16 protein-coding genes are annotated in these 15,461 nt (G+C 58.6%); 12 read left to right on the top strand and 4 right to left on the bottom strand.

Features of this window, described 5'->3' with window-relative positions; translation table 11 throughout:
- The 9 genes from ASD12_RS34635 to bhcD form a co-directional block, all read left to right on the top strand.
- Positions 1–229 (top strand): alpha/beta fold hydrolase (locus tag ASD12_RS34635; RefSeq protein ID WP_348271721.1); only part of this gene is annotated, 229 nt, incomplete at its 5' end.
- Positions 230–418: 189 nt separating this feature from the next.
- Complete coding sequence (locus tag ASD12_RS16445) at positions 419–1,174, top strand: SDR family NAD(P)-dependent oxidoreductase (protein ID WP_056588041.1); 756 nt, start codon at positions 419–421, stop codon at positions 1,172–1,174.
- Between the two features lie 38 nt (positions 1,175–1,212).
- A complete protein-coding gene (locus ASD12_RS16440; RefSeq protein ID WP_056588038.1) occupies positions 1,213–1,629 on the top strand; it encodes a heme-binding protein in 417 nt (138 codons plus the stop codon).
- A gap of 32 nt (positions 1,630–1,661) precedes the next feature.
- The gene (locus tag ASD12_RS16435) at positions 1,662–2,108 is read left to right on the top strand and encodes an OsmC family protein (RefSeq protein WP_056588035.1); all 447 of its coding nucleotides are present in this window, start codon (positions 1,662–1,664) and stop codon (positions 2,106–2,108) included.
- A gap of 145 nt (positions 2,109–2,253) precedes the next feature.
- Positions 2,254–3,417, top strand: coding sequence for a 3-hydroxy-D-aspartate aldolase BhcC (bhcC, locus tag ASD12_RS16430; RefSeq protein WP_056588032.1), 1,164 nt, complete (start codon positions 2,254–2,256; stop codon positions 3,415–3,417).
- Positions 3,418–3,551: 134 nt separating this feature from the next.
- Positions 3,552–4,619, top strand: coding sequence for a glutamate cyclase domain-containing protein (locus ASD12_RS16425; RefSeq protein ID WP_056588026.1), 1,068 nt, complete (start codon positions 3,552–3,554; stop codon positions 4,617–4,619).
- Between the two features lie 30 nt (positions 4,620–4,649).
- Entirely contained in the window at positions 4,650–5,840 is a 1,191-nt protein-coding gene (bhcA, locus tag ASD12_RS16420) for an L-aspartate--glyoxylate aminotransferase BhcA (protein ID WP_056588064.1), read from the top strand.
- Positions 5,841–5,850: 10 nt separating this feature from the next.
- Positions 5,851–6,798 carry a beta-hydroxyaspartate dehydratase BhcB gene (bhcB, locus tag ASD12_RS16415; protein ID WP_056588023.1) on the top strand — a complete coding sequence of 316 codons (948 nt, stop codon included), beginning with the start codon at positions 5,851–5,853 and terminating at the stop codon, positions 6,796–6,798.
- 95 nt (positions 6,799–6,893) lie between these two features.
- Complete coding sequence (bhcD, locus tag ASD12_RS16410; protein WP_056588020.1) at positions 6,894–7,859, top strand: iminosuccinate reductase BhcD; 966 nt, start codon at positions 6,894–6,896, stop codon at positions 7,857–7,859.
- Between the two features lie 155 nt (positions 7,860–8,014).
- On the opposite strand, the gene ASD12_RS16405 is transcribed toward bhcD, so the two are convergent.
- From ASD12_RS16405 to ASD12_RS16390, 4 genes are all read right to left on the bottom strand, one after another.
- A complete protein-coding gene (locus tag ASD12_RS16405; protein WP_056588018.1) occupies positions 8,015–8,503 on the bottom strand; it encodes a thioesterase family protein in 489 nt (162 codons plus the stop codon).
- 63 nt (positions 8,504–8,566) lie between these two features.
- Positions 8,567–9,085 carry a thioesterase family protein gene (locus ASD12_RS16400; protein ID WP_056588015.1) on the bottom strand — a complete coding sequence of 173 codons (519 nt, stop codon included), beginning with the start codon at positions 9,083–9,085 and terminating at the stop codon, positions 8,567–8,569.
- Positions 9,086–9,087: 2 nt separating this feature from the next.
- Positions 9,088–10,767: a biotin carboxylase N-terminal domain-containing protein gene (locus ASD12_RS16395; protein ID WP_082525477.1), complete on the bottom strand. Its 1,680-nt coding sequence runs from the start codon at positions 10,765–10,767 to the stop codon at positions 9,088–9,090.
- Positions 10,768–10,788: 21 nt separating this feature from the next.
- Positions 10,789–11,898: an ABC transporter ATP-binding protein gene (locus ASD12_RS16390; protein ID WP_056588012.1), complete on the bottom strand. Its 1,110-nt coding sequence runs from the start codon at positions 11,896–11,898 to the stop codon at positions 10,789–10,791.
- A gap of 198 nt (positions 11,899–12,096) precedes the next feature.
- Here ASD12_RS16390 and ASD12_RS16385 point away from each other — a divergent pair, with 198 nt between their 5' ends.
- Genes ASD12_RS16385 through ASD12_RS16375 form a run of 3 tightly spaced genes read left to right on the top strand, consistent with a single transcriptional unit; the run spans position 12,097 to position 15,459 of the window.
- Entirely contained in the window at positions 12,097–13,182 is a 1,086-nt protein-coding gene (locus ASD12_RS16385) for an extracellular solute-binding protein (protein WP_056588011.1), read from the top strand.
- A gap of 22 nt (positions 13,183–13,204) precedes the next feature.
- A complete protein-coding gene (locus ASD12_RS16380; protein ID WP_056588008.1) occupies positions 13,205–13,855 on the top strand; it encodes a TetR/AcrR family transcriptional regulator in 651 nt (216 codons plus the stop codon).
- Between the two features lie 32 nt (positions 13,856–13,887).
- A complete protein-coding gene (locus ASD12_RS16375; protein ID WP_056588005.1) occupies positions 13,888–15,459 on the top strand; it encodes an AMP-binding protein in 1,572 nt (523 codons plus the stop codon).
- Positions 15,460–15,461: the final 2 nt, after the last annotated feature.

The raw sequence follows: 15,461 nt of genomic DNA, 5'->3' as shown, positions 1-15,461 counted from the left end.
CGACGACAATGGCCAGCGCCAGGCGATCGGCGACAAGCTCGCCAAACTGCCGTGCCCGGTGCTGCTCATCTGGGGCGACCAGGACCAGGTCGTGCCGGTTCCGCAGCCTTCCGACGTGCCAGACAACGCAACGCTCACCATCATCCCGCACGCAGGCCACATGCCACAGATGGAAACCGCATCAACCGTGAACCAGGCAATCCTCGACAATGTCAACGCACCAGGATGAGGCACACATCAGCGCACCGACGTTGGGCCGAAATGTAAACGTTAACATACGATGTAATCGATGAGATGGCCTCGCAATCACGATCGCTTCGTTGGTTGAAGCAAACAACGGGAAGAGCTCCCTGCTGACCTCGCGCGCTATCGATTGGCATAAGCAAACTGCAATTTTTGAATCAATGAGGAGAAGACAATGTCCGAACGGATGGCTGGAAAGCGGGTCCTGCTCACCGGTGGCGTCGCCAACATAGGCCTTGCCATTGTTGAGGCGTTCATAGCCGAGGGCGCGATCGTCTCCGTCGTCGATATCGACGTCAAGAAGGGCGCTGACCTTGAAGGACGATTCGGGGGCAAGGTGAAGTTTTTGCAGGCCGATATCTCCAAAGAGGAGGAGATCAGGGAATCGATTGCCAAGGCAGCAACATGGATGAATGGCATCGATACATTGTGCCTCAATGCCGGCATTCAGCTTTCGGGTAAAGCTGAGACTTTCTCGACCGCGGACTGGGACAGGGTCTTCGCCATCAATGTACGAGCGAACTTCGTTTTTGTGCGCGAATCGCTGAATTTCCTCAGGCAAGGCGGGAGGTCGTCAGTGGTGATGATGTCATCGCTGGCCGGCAAGCGTGGAGCGCCAGGCCTGACAGCCTATTCATCCTCCAAGGCTGCGGTCATAGGATTGGCAACAACTCTCGCACTCGAGTTGGCACCCGAAGGAATTCGCGTGAATGCCGTGTGTCCTGGCTGGATCGACACACCGTTCAACCAGCCAGCTATCAATTTTATGGGCGGCCGGGAGAAGCAGGAAGCGGCTGCCAAGGCCATCATCCCCCTCGGCCGGCAGGCGAGCGCCAACGAAGTCGCTCCGCTCTTTGTCTATCTCGCCTCAGACGAATCCTCCTACGTGACGGCTCAAGCAATCAACGTCGACGGCGGCGTCTACAACTAAGGCGCAACCCGCCCCACGGACCAACGCAAGGAACCATCATGAGCAAAGTGATTACGCATGAAGTGGCGTTTAAGGCACTTGAGGCCGGCGCGGCGAAGGCCAGAGAACTGTCAGAGCCGTCCTCGCTGGCGATCGTCGATCAGGGCGGCAATTTGCTGGCGTTCATGCGGGTGGACGATGCCGCGCTCGCAACAGTCGAAATCGCCCAGAGCAAGGCCTACACAGCGCTCGCGCTACGCTCCCCCTCCGGCAATTGGCTTGAGGCCGTCCAGCCGGGCGCCCCGCTTTATGGTCTCGATGCGTGTGGCGGCAAGAGACCTTTCGTGGTCTTCGGTGGCGGCTTGCCCGTTCGTGACGCAAAGACCGTTATCGGCGGCGTGGGCGTATCCGGCGGTCCGGTCGATGCCGATGTGGCGATCGCCGAGGTCATGGTCGCTACCCTTCAGCAGGCATAAGTGCATCCGCAGACCAACGAAAGGAAATCCAAATGTCAAAACACAAAGTTCGTCTTGAATGGGTTGCCAGTCCGCATCCTCAGCAGCCGACATACAGCCGAGATCACACAGCGATCATTAGCCCGCAGGTGACCATACCGGTATCCGCGGCTGCCGAATACCTCGGCACTCCTACGCTGGCTGACCCGGAACAATTGCTCGTGAATGCGTTGGCAAGCTGTCACATGCTCTACTTCCTGGCGATCTGCGAGGGCAGCGGCTACAAGGTTGCGAGCTATGTAGACGAAGCGGTGGGCGAAGTTTCCAAGAGCCCCGAAGGCGCCCAATGGGTATCGTCGATCACGCTCCACCCCCTCGTCACCTTTGGCACTGACAAACAGCCTGACCGCGCGGCGTTGGAGCGGCTTCATCATCGCGCTCACAAAGGTTGTTTCATCGCCAATTCGATCAAGTCGAGCGTGACCATCGACCTGGGCTGACATTGAGCCAAGAGGCTGTCCGTCGGTTCCGTCAAAAAGGGGGCCTGGGACCTGTAGGTCCAGACGGACGGAGACGGGAAAGCAACGGAAGTCAGTCGCGGCCGGCGTGAGTGCCCGCTGGTGTGCTTCTAGGGAGGTTAAGAAAATGAATGCCGAAATGAACTTCGGGGAGATGGAAATCGGTTTCGATGTACCGGCCCTTCCAGGCATGACAGTGGATGAAATTCAGACGCCATGCCTGATCCTCGATCTTGATGCACTCGAGCGCAATATCAAGAAAATGGGCGACTATGCAAAGGCCCACAAAATGCGCCACCGGGCCCACGGAAAGATGCACAAATCCGTGGATGTCTTGCGCCTGCAGCAGGAACTGGGCGGGGCCATCGGCGTCTGCTGTCAAAAAGTGTCCGAGGCGGAGGTTTTTGTCCGTGGCGGTATCAAGGACGTCTTGGTTTCGAACCAGGTTCGCGATCCCCTGAAGATCGATCGCCTGGCGCGTCTCCCGCGGCTCGGAGCTCGGATTATCGTTTGTGTGGATGATCTCCAAAACGTCGGAGAGTTGTCCGCTGCCGCTCAGAAGCACAACACCTTGCTCGAATGCTTTGTCGAGATCGACTGCGGCTCAGGGCGCTGTGGCGTCACGACAAGCGCGGCCGTTGTTGAGCTTGCCAAGGCCATCAATGCTGCCCCCGGCCTCAAGTTCACTGGCATTCAAGCCTATCAGGGCGCAATGCAACACATCGAAAAATACCAAGACCGACAAGCCAAGCTGGATATCGCGATTGCACAGGTCAGGGATGCCGTTCAGGCTCTCAATGCCGTTGCCCTTGAGCCCGATCTTGTCAGTGGCGGCGGGACCGGCAGCTACTATTTCGAGAGCAATTCCAGCGTCTACAACGAACTCCAGTGCGGTAGCTATGCATTTATGGACGCTGACTACGGTCGAATTCTCGATCAGGACGGAAAGCGAATTGATGAGGGGGAATGGCAGAACGCGCTTTTCATTCTCACCAGCGTAATGAGCCATACCAAACCAGACAAAGCGATCTGCGATGCCGGGCTGAAGGTGCAGTCGGTCGACTCTGGATTGCCTTTTGTCTACGGCCGCAGCGACGTCAAATATATCAAGGCGACTGACGAACACGGCGTCATCGACGATCCAAATGGTGTCCTCAAGGTCAACGACAAGCTGCACCTGGTTCCCGGTCACTGCGATCCAACCTGCAATGTGCACGATTGGTATGTCGGCGTGCGCAACGGCAAGGTCGAAACGCTGTGGCCGGTCTCCGCGCGAGGCAAGGCATATTGATAGGCAGATGGCTGTCCCTTCGGGAGTTGGCTGGTCGTGCTCGCAAGCATGGCGCATGCCCCCCGAAATTGGATGCCCCACTTCAACGGATATTTCCTTCAAGCTGAGCTTGAGCAACGGCCCCGGAGCAAATCATGCTTGATCCAACAAGTCCAAGCTGGGAGAAGATCGCCCAGACGATCGAAAACTTCATGACTCTCGATTTGACCGGCGTGGGGTTGATCGGCAAGCTTCATGATGCGCTTCAGAAGCGCCAGCCAGGTCCAGCGTGCATGAACGCCGCCAAGCTGATTTGTGACCGGACGCAGGAACACAAGGGCCCGGTCGTTATCGCCACAGGTTTTCCTGAAGGCGCCGGTATCCCGGAAACCGATGGTCCGGTTGGAGCGGCTCTCCTCGCACGCGCTCTGTTTCTGGCGTTCGGTATCGAGACCGTGATCCTGACCGACAATGACTGGGTCGAAATGATGATCGGCACCTGCCGCGGTGCAGGACTGTCTCCGCTTCCATTTCCCGCCGATGGCCTAATCAAATCGATAGATTTCATCCGCCCGGTGTATATCCGCAGCGTGCCGAAGGACGACGCCGGTTGCAGGGCCATCACGGATGCCTTGCTTGATGTGACGAAACCGTCGCTGGTGATCTCGATTGAACGACCCGGCCAGAACGACCGAGGTCTATATCATGGCCTCGGGGGCCGGCCTCTCGACCGTCTTGTAGCTGACCTCGATCAGTTCTTTCGCCGCGCCAAAGCTCAAAGCGTCCCCTTCATTGCCATTGGCGACGGCGGAAACGAACTGGGCATGGGCGTGATCGCTGAGGATCTCAGAACGTTCTCTCCCAAGGCCAGGGACAGCGGGCATCCAGGACGCGGAGGGGTTGCCGCGGCAACTGCGGCTGATCATCTTATCGTCTCCAACGTATCCAACTGGGGTGCCACAGGGCTTATCGCGGCGCTATCGGCGGTGCTCGAAAACCCTTCAGTCTTTCATGACGGCGAACTGGAGCGCAGATGCATCGAACAGTGCGTATCCTTCGGAGGCGTCGACGGCATGTTTATGGGACCCGAACCGGCGGTGGACGGCATTTCTGCGGCTGAGTGGGCGGGGCTTGTGACGAGCATGCGCAACACAATCGAACGGCTCAACGGTCGCGTCGTCGGTTGGAAGGGTCAAAGTGGCGACTGGCGCCAACTGAAGTAATTCAGATCAATTTTGCAAAGGATGCTGCCCATGTTCAGCCAAAATCCAGTCTTCATCCCCGGTCCAACCAACATACCCGATGTGTTACGCAAGGCTGTCGACATGCCAACCATCGATCACCGCAGTCCGCTCTTCGGCAAAATACTGCACCCGGCCTTGGAAGGTGTGAAGAAAATACTCAAGTCAGAACGATCCGCGATCTTCGTGTTCCCGTCGACGGGCACGGGCGGGTGGGAGACGGCCATCAGCAACACCCTTTCGCCCGGAGATAAGGTTCTCGCCACACGCAACGGTATGTTCAGTCATAAATGGATCGACATGTGCAAGCGCCATGGGCTCGAGGTCGAGGTGGTGGTGCAGGAATGGGGCGAGGGGGTCTCCGCCGACCGTTACGAGGAAATACTGACCGCTGACAAGGGGCACAGTATCAGAGCGGTTCTTGCCACCCATAACGAGACCGCGACCGGTGTTCGCTCCGACATAGCGGCGGTTCGGCGGGCCATGGATGCGGCTCGACATCCAGCGCTGCTGTTTGTCGATGGCGTAAGTTCGGTCGGCTCGATGGATTTTCGAATGGACGAATGGAGGGTCGATATCGCCGTCACAGGAAGCCAGAAAGGCTTCATGTTGCCGCCGGGCCTCGCGATCGTCGCCTTTTCACCGCGTGCACTCGATGCCGTCACGACCGCTCAGCTGCCACGGACGTTCTTCGATGTTCGGGATATGGCCAACGGTTACGCCAACAACGGGTATCCCTATACTCCGCCCGTCGGGCTTCTGAATGGGCTGAAAGTCGCAACAGAGATCCTGTTGGATGAGGGTATTGAGAACGTCTTTGCGCGGCATCGGCGCATTGCGGAGGGAGTTCGAAGGGCCGTGGATGCGTGGGGGCTGAGCCTTTGCGCCGCGCGCACCGAACTCTACTCAGACACAGTCAGTGCGATCCGCGTGCCGGAAGGTTTTGATGCAAATAGGATCGTGGCTCACGCGGCCGAGATCTACGGCGTCGCGTTTGGAACCGGACTTGGCGATGTTGCCGGTAAGGTCTTCCGCATCGGTCATCTGGGCAGCCTTACCGATGTGATGGCCCTCTCGGGCATTGCCACGGCAGAAATGACGATGCTCGACCTTGGCTTCAACGTGAAACTGGGCTCAGGCGTAGCCGCGGCCCAGGATCATTACCGCCGGAGCGCCGCTGGTACCCAACAGAAGGCGGCATGAAGTGGATGCGATGTACATCCCAACGCTCGATGACATGCTGTCTGCGCGTGAGCGGATTTCCCCGCATATTCACCGCACACCGGTTTTGACTTCGCGTATGCTCAACGAGCTGACCGGGGCACAGCTCTTCTTCAAATGCGAGAACCTCCAGAAAGCCGGAGCATTCAAGGCGCGGGGTGCCTCAAATGCCGTCTTCGGACTATCGGAAGGACAAGCAAAAAAGGGTGTCGCAACACATTCCAGCGGCAATCACGGCACATGTCTGTCCTACGCCGCCGGCCGTCGCGGCATACCCTGCACTGTGGTCATGCCGCGCACCGCGCCACAGGCCAAGAAGGATGCCGTCAAGGGGTACGGAGGTCATGTGGTGGAGTGCGAGCCGTCGACCTCCAGCCGCGAGGCAGTCTTTGCCGATGTGGTCGCAGAGACGGATGCCGAATTCGTCCACCCCTACAACGACCACCGCGTGATCGCCGGGCAGGCGACATGCGCAGCCGAGCTGATCGAGCAGGTCGAAGGGCTGGACGCAGTGGTCGCCCCCATTGGCGGGGGCGGAATGGTCTCGGGAACTTGTCTGACACTTTCAAACCTGGCGCCATATGTGAAGATCTATGCGGCGGAGCCTGAACAGGCCGATGACGCGTGCCGCAGCTTCAAGGCTGGACGCATCATCGCTGACGACGCGCCCGACACGATAGCGGACGGGCTCAAGGTTCCCCTCAAGGAACTCACCTGGCATTTCGTCAGCAGATACGTCAGCGATGTTCACACCGCCTCCGAACAAGAAATTGTCGATGCGATGAAGGTGATCTGGAAGCGTCTGAAGATCGTAATCGAGCCCTCAAGTGCCGTTCCGTTGGCGACGATCCTGAAATACCCCGAAGCCTTCGTCGGCAAGCGGGTCGGAGTCATCGTCACTGGCGGCAATGTCGACCTGGAAAGATTGCCATGGAACTGAGAAACGGCGCTAGGAAACACTTCGGCCGATCTCCGCAGGCAAGGATTTCTGCGGGTACTGCCACGCCACCTATCCACGCTGGCCGGGGCTGAGTCATGATCATCATTCCCGAACACGAAATCGCGGGGCTTGTCTCTCCCGCGGACTGCCTCGTGGCTGTCGAAGATGTCTTCGCTTCCATGGCAAACAAGTCGGCATACAATTTTCCCGTCGTACGCGAGGCGATCGGCCACGCTGGCGCGCTGTACGGTTTCAAATCGGGGTTTGACCGTGACCGGCTTGTCCTCGGTCTCAAATCGGGAGGGTTCTGGCCAAACAATACCCAACATGGTCTGTCAAACCACCAATCGACGGTTTTTCTCTTCGACGCAGACACCGGCCGGTGCCGCGCCGCGGTGGGCGGCAATCTGCTGACGGCCATGCGGACCGCCGCAGCTTCGGCCATTTCGATCAAGTACCTGGCACGCCCAAAATCAAAGGTGATTGGCGTGATCGGCGCCGGCCATCAGTCGGCCTTCCAACTACGGGCTGCTCTCGACCAGCGTCCGTTCGAAAAGATTGTCGCGTGGAACATCGATCCCACAATGCTGGTGCGCCTGGAAGAGGTTGCAAAGGAAAGAGACCTTCCATTTGAGTCTGTCGGCCTCGATCAACTCGGTCAGCAGGCTGACGTGATCATAACGATCACCTCCTCTTTCAAGCCTATTCTCAAGGCGTCGCAGGTGCGGCCGGGCACACATATTGCTTGCATGGGGACCGATACGAAAGGCAAACAGGAAGTGGAGGCCGAACTCGTCGCCGTGGCGACCGTTTTTGCGGACGACATCACACAGGCCGCGACAATTGGCGAGGCGCAGCATGCTGTCGAGCAACGTCTCATCCTCCCGGCCGATATTACCGAGATCGGCGCCGTCATACGTGGCGATCATTTCGGTCGTACCGACGCCGAAGAGATTACCCTGTTTGATGGAACGGGCCTGGGGCTGCAAGACTTGGCTGTCGCCTCTGCAGCCGTAGAGAGGGCAATCTTGACGGGCGTTGCCATCGAGGTGGAGTTTTAGGCAACTGCTTCCATTGGTGGCACGGCGCCAGGTTCTCGGCTCGATCCTGCGGCGCTGTCGCGCGGCTTGGGATCTCCGGGTCGCGCAGTTAGCGGAACAAGCGCCACTTCTACAGTTTTGATGCTGATCCCCTGCGGTGCAAGGTAAGATTGTCGTTATAGTTGATTACTATAGGCGAGATCGATGTTTCTGCCGGCTCGTTCCGGAACCGGTAATGTTGCGTGGACGGCAGTCATGGCGTCCAGCTTTTCTTTGACGTCTTGCGGAAAGGGAACCACTTTCGGTCCATTCAGGTCGACATGTAGCGACAGGATTTCCGTCGTGGCCGCCAGCCATCCTTCTACATGGTGGATCTCCTGGTACGATCGTATTCTCTTGTCATCACAATCGATAATCTGAAGGTTGACCAACACTTGGTCGCCAGTGTGCAGGGGGCGAATGAAGCAAACATGCGCTTCCGCCGTATAGTACGAGAGTCTGCGGAGTTCAGTGTAGGCTGAACCCATTCCCATCAATTCGAAGGCGCCCTCCGCGCCACGGTCGAAAACGACGCCATAGTGGGCAAGGGTAAGCCGGCCGTCGGCGTCACACCACTCGCTTTGGATATGGATGGGGTCGGAGATGAACGGTGAAGGTATCGACACAATTTTCCTCACTGTCTTTGAGCGGTCCAAGGCGGCTGACGCGCTTTCTTCAACGTGAATCGTTCACGTATCAGCGCCTCTCAACTGCGTGCCCAAGCCTTTGGGCCGTAGGATTGGCTTCCATCTGCGAAGGGCCCCTTCAAGGCAATCGGACATATAAGAGTTGATAGGGGTCCTCTTTCGCCGTGAGGTATCGACGTGCAGCATCAAGTGCTCTCCCGTCGCCACTGTCACATCGCGAGTGCGATCGATGACGTATTGGTAGATGTGCAGGCGGACAGGATCATATCCAATCATTTCTGAGAATACGCTCAATGGCGTTCCAACGCGGCATTCCTTCAGATTGCGCATCACTCCGTGCACCGAAAAGAAGCTGTAGCCTTGCAGGCGGTAGTCCTCGGTGAAACCGAGAGCCCTCAGGAGGTTCTCACCCGCGTCCGCCAGAACCTTGTAGTACTGCCATTCCGTCATATGGCCGTTGTAGTCGATCCAAATCGGATCGACAGTGGTTTCCAAGGTAAGCAACGCATTTGCCTGCGGCGTCTCGTCGGGGGCCTCCGCACTGAACGTAGCGACGGGCACTGTCAGTTGATCCCCATAATATCGGCGTCCATTTCAATGAATGACCCTTGGGCGACATTTATCGTGGCAACGACGCCGGCGACTTCGGCCACGACGGGCTGCTCCATTTTCATAGCCTCCATGATGGCGACCGTGTCGCCCAGGCTGATGGCGTCTCCTTCTTTCACACACAGCTCCATTATGACTCCCGACAGCGGTGCCTTGATGCCTACGCGGTAGGGCGGCGGCTCCGTTGCCGGGGAAGGAGATGTCTCCTGTTCGAACGAAACGACGTCCGTAAGTCGAACTTCAGGCGCCGCGGCTTCCGCAACAAATGACTTCGCTGTCTCCGCCAGTCGGTCCAATTCGGCGTCTATCCAACGGGTGTGTATTCCAAAGCCTTCGGCGTGAAGTGCAGAAAATTCGGGGGATATCAGGATGGCCCGATGGAGGGGGGCTATCGTCTTAAGGCCGGCAATCTGCAACTCGCCTAGCGCCCGTCGGGCACGAGCCAAGGCTTCCGGTCGATCACGGCCGGCAACAATCACCTTGCCGATCATCGAGTCATAGTAGGGCGGTACCGTGTCGCCACCGGCATAGCCGAAATCAGTGCGAACGCCTGGACCGGCCGGAAGATGCATCCGATCAATGTGGCCGGGAGTCGGGCGAAAATCGGACCATGGATCTTCGGCATTGATACGAAACTCGATTGCGTGCCCTCGTACCGCAGGAAAGTTCTCCGGCAAGCGGCCGCCCTCGGCGATCCTGAACATCTCACGAATGAGGTCGACCCCTGTCACTTCCTCCGTCACCGGATGTTCGACTTGAATTCGTGTATTTACCTCGAGGAAGAAAATGTCGCCTTCGCCGGTCAGCAGAAACTCGCAGGTTGCCGCGCCTTGATACTTGACCGCTGAGAGGACGGCCACTGAAGCCTCTGTCAGCCGCGCGGTTTGCTCCGGATTGAGGAAGGGAGCCGGGGCCTCCTCCACCAGTTTCTGATGTCGCCGTTGCAGTGTACAATCTCGCGTAGACACAACGATCACCCGACCGTAAGCATCTGCCAGGCATTGCGTTTCGACGTGTCGGGCGTGCTCGACGTACCGCTCGATAAAGCATTCGGGGCGCCCGAAAGCGAGTTCGGCTTCGCGGCGCGCGGCGGCGATCTGCCCTTCGAGATCAGCGTGTTGGCGAACGATCCGCATGCCCCGTCCGCCGCCGCCGTTCTGCGCCTTGACGATCACCGGCAGGCCGTGCTCCTCGACGAACACGCGCGCTTTCTCGGTGGTCAGGTCATCGCCCTCCCAAGAAGGAAGCAAAGGCGCTCCGGCGCGTCGCGCAATCGCTCGGGCCGCCACCTTGTCACCCAACTGTGCGATAGCCTCAGGTGAAGGCCCGATCCAAGTCAGACCGGCCGCCTGCACGGCTGCGGCGAATGTTTCATTTTCCGAGAGCAATCCATAGCCCGGATGCACAGCATCAGCCCCGACACGTGCCGCGACGGCAAGAATCGCTTTTTGATTCAGATACGTCTCGCGCGGGGCGGTGCCTTTCAGGATATGGGCTTCGTCAGCGCTTCGGGCATGCAGAGCCTGGCGATCGGCCTCGGAAGCAATGGCAACTGAAATGTAGCCGGCATCCTTGCAGGCGCGCACGATACGAAGTGCGATTTCTCCACGATTGGCGATCAGGATTTTCTTCATTGTGTCGGCCTATTGAGTTCGTCAGCTGTCGAGAAGAACAGTGGCCGCGCGGTCCCACGTAATCGAGACATCGTCGCCTGCTTTTGGGACGTCGGACTTGTTGCACTCGACCAGGATCTCACTGTCATCGGGCGCCAGGACTGTCACAAGGCACCGGCTGCCTAGAAAGAGGGTCCGACAGATTTTGACTTTTAGAGGCTGCGCGAGCGCTGCGTCAGCCGTCCGGCCCGGATTAAAAAGAATGTCCTCGGGTCGCACCAAAAGCGCTGGGCTGGTTGCTTTCCCGCGCTCGGCGGTCTGGCTGGAGAGGCTTACCGGGCCATAGGCGGTCAGGGCGGTATTGTCTTGCATCGACTGGACATCGATCAAATTTGCTTCACCCAGGAACCTCGCGACGAACCGCGATCGCGGCCGTGAATACAGATCGCTCGGCGTCGAGTATTGCAAAATCTCGCCTTGCGACATGACGGCAATCTTGTCGGAGAGGATGAAAGCTTCCTCCTGATCATGCGTCACGTAGACCGCGGTTATGCCGGTTCGCTGCTGCAGTTCGCGAAGATCTGCTCCGAGTTGCTGCCGCAGGCGGCGGTCCAATGCCCCCATGGGCTCGTCAAGAAGCAAAAGCGACGGACGATAGGCCAATGCGCGCCCAATCGCCACCCGCTGCTGCTGGCCGCCACTCAGTTGACCGACCGTATGCTCGCCGGCACGGGGCAACTCGATGAGGTCGAGGATCTCTTTGACGCGGGCTTCCCGGTCAGCGGCGCTCCAGTTGTGCAGCTTCAAGGGATAAGCGATGTTTTCTGCGACATTCATGTGCGGAAAAAGCGCGTAGTTCTGAAACACAAACCCGATGTTGCGCGCCTGGACCGGCAACGCGGTGACGTCGGTGTCGCCAATAAGAATACGTCCCCGGGTCGGAGCGATCAAACCGGCGAGGGCGCGCAGGAGTGTAGTCTTCCCCGAGCCGGAAGGCCCGAGCAGGGTGCAGAACTGGCCGCCCGTCACGTGCAACTTCGTGGACTTTAGGCCGACGAAGCCGTTTGGGAACTTCAACTCAAGCTCATCAATCGTGATGCTGTTCGCGGTCGTCGGCGATCCAGCGGGGTCAACAGTCTGGGAAGCTCGCATAGCAATCCATTTTATCACGTTCGTATGAAATAAGTTCGGCCTCGGCGCATTCGACTGGCGATCATAGCGCCTGCCATGCCACAAAATCAAGCGGACTCGCGCAACCCGGGCTGATTTTTCGTACTTGGCGGCTTGACGAGCCGTCTCAGCGGTGTTTTTAATATCACAGATGTAATAAAACCAAGGAAGGGGAATGGCATGACATCACTTAAGGCACTTGCATGCGCGCTGCTTTGCAGCGTTGGAGCACTGTCGGTTGCACTCGCGGCAGACGTTTTACCCAACGACCTGCGCGACAAAGTCAAAGGTGAGCTTGTCTGGCATGACGCATCTGGGGGCGCGACAACCCGGGCCCGAGACGAGACTACGAACAAGAACTTCGCAGCTGAGACCGGGGTCACAATCAAATCGGACTTCAATGCCGATACGACAAAGTTCTTCGCTGCGGAGGATTCCGGCGCTCAGATCCCCTGGAGCTTGATCGAGTTCCCGACCAAGGGCGATTTCATCCGCGCCCGCGATGCCGGGTTCGTCGAGAAGCTCGATCCTTCCATTGTGGACTTCTCCAAGCTGGATAAGGACGCTTACGACGATTACGGCGTTGACGTGATGCGCTACGGTATCGTGCTGACCTACAATACGGAAAAGTTTTCCGGAGCTAGTGCGCCGACAAGCCTGCGCGACCTGTATGACCTTGCCAAGTTTCCTGGAAAGCGCTGCATGTTCAAGTACCCGCAATTCGGAGCGGTTCTTGAGTCCGCACTTCTCGCCGACGGCGTTTCGCGCGAAAAGCTTTATCCGCTTGATCTCGACAAGGCTTTCGCCAAACTCGATTCAATCAAGTCAGACATCCTTTGGTGGAGCAATGGCGACGATGCGATCCGTCTCCTGTCGAGCGGTGAATGCTCGATCGGCGTAGCCTGGAGCGGTCGCGTCTACAATGCCGTGAAGAATGACAAATCGCCACTGGCGATCGCCTGGCAGGACTCGCTCTATTCGTCCGCCGTCTATGCGGTGCCAAAGGGCGCTCCGAACGCCATCGCGGGACAGGCAATGATCGCTCACTTCATTGCCGATACTGAAGGCCAGAAGGCTCTGGTGAAGAAAATCACCTACGCAACGGGCATCGCCGGCTTGTCGCCGGCCGACTACGGCGAGGATGTTGCAGCGTGGATCGTGGCGGGCGACAATGCCAAGAAGGCGATCCTGGAGAATGCCGACTACTACGCGAAGAATCTTCCAGACGTAGTTGATCGGTTCAATCGTTGGGTTGCCCTGAACTGATCTCAAGGGAGGCCTCTACGTCATGCCACGGATTGTGAACCACAACGACCGGCGACGCCAGATCTGCGATGTCCTTCTGGATATCGTGGCCGAGTCCGGGATGGCGGGGGTCACGATCCGTGCCGTGGCGGAACGCTCAGGCTGGTCGACTGGCGTCATTGGTCACTACTTCCATGGACGCCAAGACCTGTTGCTCGGCGGCTTGCGCCGGGCGGCGGAAATTCTCGCGGAGCACAATACACGCGTCCTCACGACGCTGGATGGCCTGCAGGCGCTCGAGCAAATCCTCGAGGGCAGTGTTCCGCTAGATAGCCGTCGGCTGGCCCTGAGCCGGATTTTCTTCTTCTTCTTCGTGGAAGCGATAACGGATAAGGGTTTGCGCGAGGAGGTCGAGACCTACCTTGTCGGCTGGCGCAAGTCAGTTGCCACCGCCTTGCGGCGGGCTCAAGAGCATGGCGATCTTCCAGACGACATCGACCGCAAGGCAATAGCGACAGACCTTGTTGGACTGGCAGATGGTCTTAGCCTGCATGCTCTTCTCGACGAGGATGTGATGGCCCGATTGCGCGAGCAATCGCCGGTGCGTTTCTGGATCCGACGCCTGACAACAGTTGCGGCTTCTGGCACCACCAGTGGTCCGCCCACGGCAGCGGAAATTCGCGCGACTGGCTAAGGGCCACTCGTCTTACTTATGGAAGCAACACTATGGTCAGCTCCAATCTGAGTGCGCTCGGCTGTGTCTCGTCAATCCTTGGCGATTACGGCCCCCAGGCATTGCAGCACCCCGGCAAAATTGCGCTGGTATGGGAAAATGGCTCCCGGACATATGGCCAGTTGCGGGAACGAGCTCTTCGGCTCGCCGGGGCGCTGCGCGAGATGGGTCTGCAGACTGGCGATCGGGTGGCGACGCTGCTGTTCAATCGCGGCGAGACATTTGAGCTTTATTTTGCGTGCGCCTATGCAGGGTTGACTTTCGTGCCTGTCAGCTTCCGGCTGACCTCTCCCGAGATCGCGTCGATCCTTGCCGACTGCGAAGCGACCGTGGTCTTCACTGAAGCTGATTTGATGGCCTCGCTCGAAGGCGCGTTGCCGTCCCTCGACCGACGACCTCGCATCGTGATGCTGGAGACTATTGCCGGCGGAGCCGAGTTTGAAGGCCTGGCCACGACAACCGCACCGATTGGGGCGCCCATCCCAAATGATGTGCATATGATCCTTTACACATCGGGCACAACCGGCCGCCCTAAAGGCGTCGCCATGCGGTCTCAGGCGATCGTGTGGTGCGCCATGCAGCAGGTCACGCAGTTCCGCCGCCTCGACCACAAATCCGTCATGCTGCTCAACGCGCCGATGTTCAACACGGCGGCGATGAACGAGAGTTCCATTCCCACCTTTTTCGTAGGTGGCACGGTGGCGATCATGCCCAGTCGCGGTTGGAGTGCCGGGCGTCTGATCGAGTTCATCGATCGGTGGCGGGTGAGCCATGTGCTGATGTTTCCTTCGATGTTTCGCGATCTAATCGCTGCGGACAACGAGCAGCGCGTGCCTCTCGATAGTATGTCGTGGTGGTACACCGGGGGCGAGAATTGTCCGCCGGCGCTGATGGCTGAAGTCCGCCGGCGCTGGCCGCATGTCAGCCTGACCATCTCATACGGCTCGACCGAATCCGGCATGGCGACGCTCATCGAAGGCGACGACATCGAAAAGCATCCCGGCTCCGTCGGCAGGGTCGCGCCGGGACAGTCGATCCGCCTTCTCGATCCAGAAGGGGCTGATGTGCCGGTCGGCGAGGTAGGTGAGGTCTGGACGGCAGGCCCCTCGGTGATGACGAACTATTGGCAAAGCCCTCAGCTCGACGCTGAAACGGTCCATGATGGTTGGCTCAAGATCGGCGATCTTGCTCGCATAGACGAGGGGGGCTGGATTTACATTGTCGGTCGCACCAAGGACCTGATCATCTCCAAAGGCCAGAATATTTACCCGGCCGAAATCGAGAACGCGTTGCGCCAGCATCCCGCAGTTCTCGATGTCGCGGTGGTCGGCGTGCCCGATCCAGAGTTCGGCGAAGCCGTGTGCGCCTGCGTGATGATGCGCAAGGGAGAGGCCGCAGGAAAAGACGAAATCCTCAGTCTCGCGCTGCAGCGGCTCGCCTCATACAAGAAGCCGCGTCACATGTTTTTCATGGACGCATTTCCGGTCCGCAACGCGACCAAGATCGATAAGGCCGAACTCGCGCGCATGTGTGCGACGATGCTTTCCGACAGCGTAGGAGCATGATC

It is taken from the genome of Mesorhizobium sp. Root102, from assembly GCF_001425625.1.
Classification (GTDB): Bacteria; Pseudomonadota; Alphaproteobacteria; order Rhizobiales; family Rhizobiaceae; genus Mesorhizobium.
This window is presented reverse-complemented; position numbering and strand designations above follow the sequence as displayed.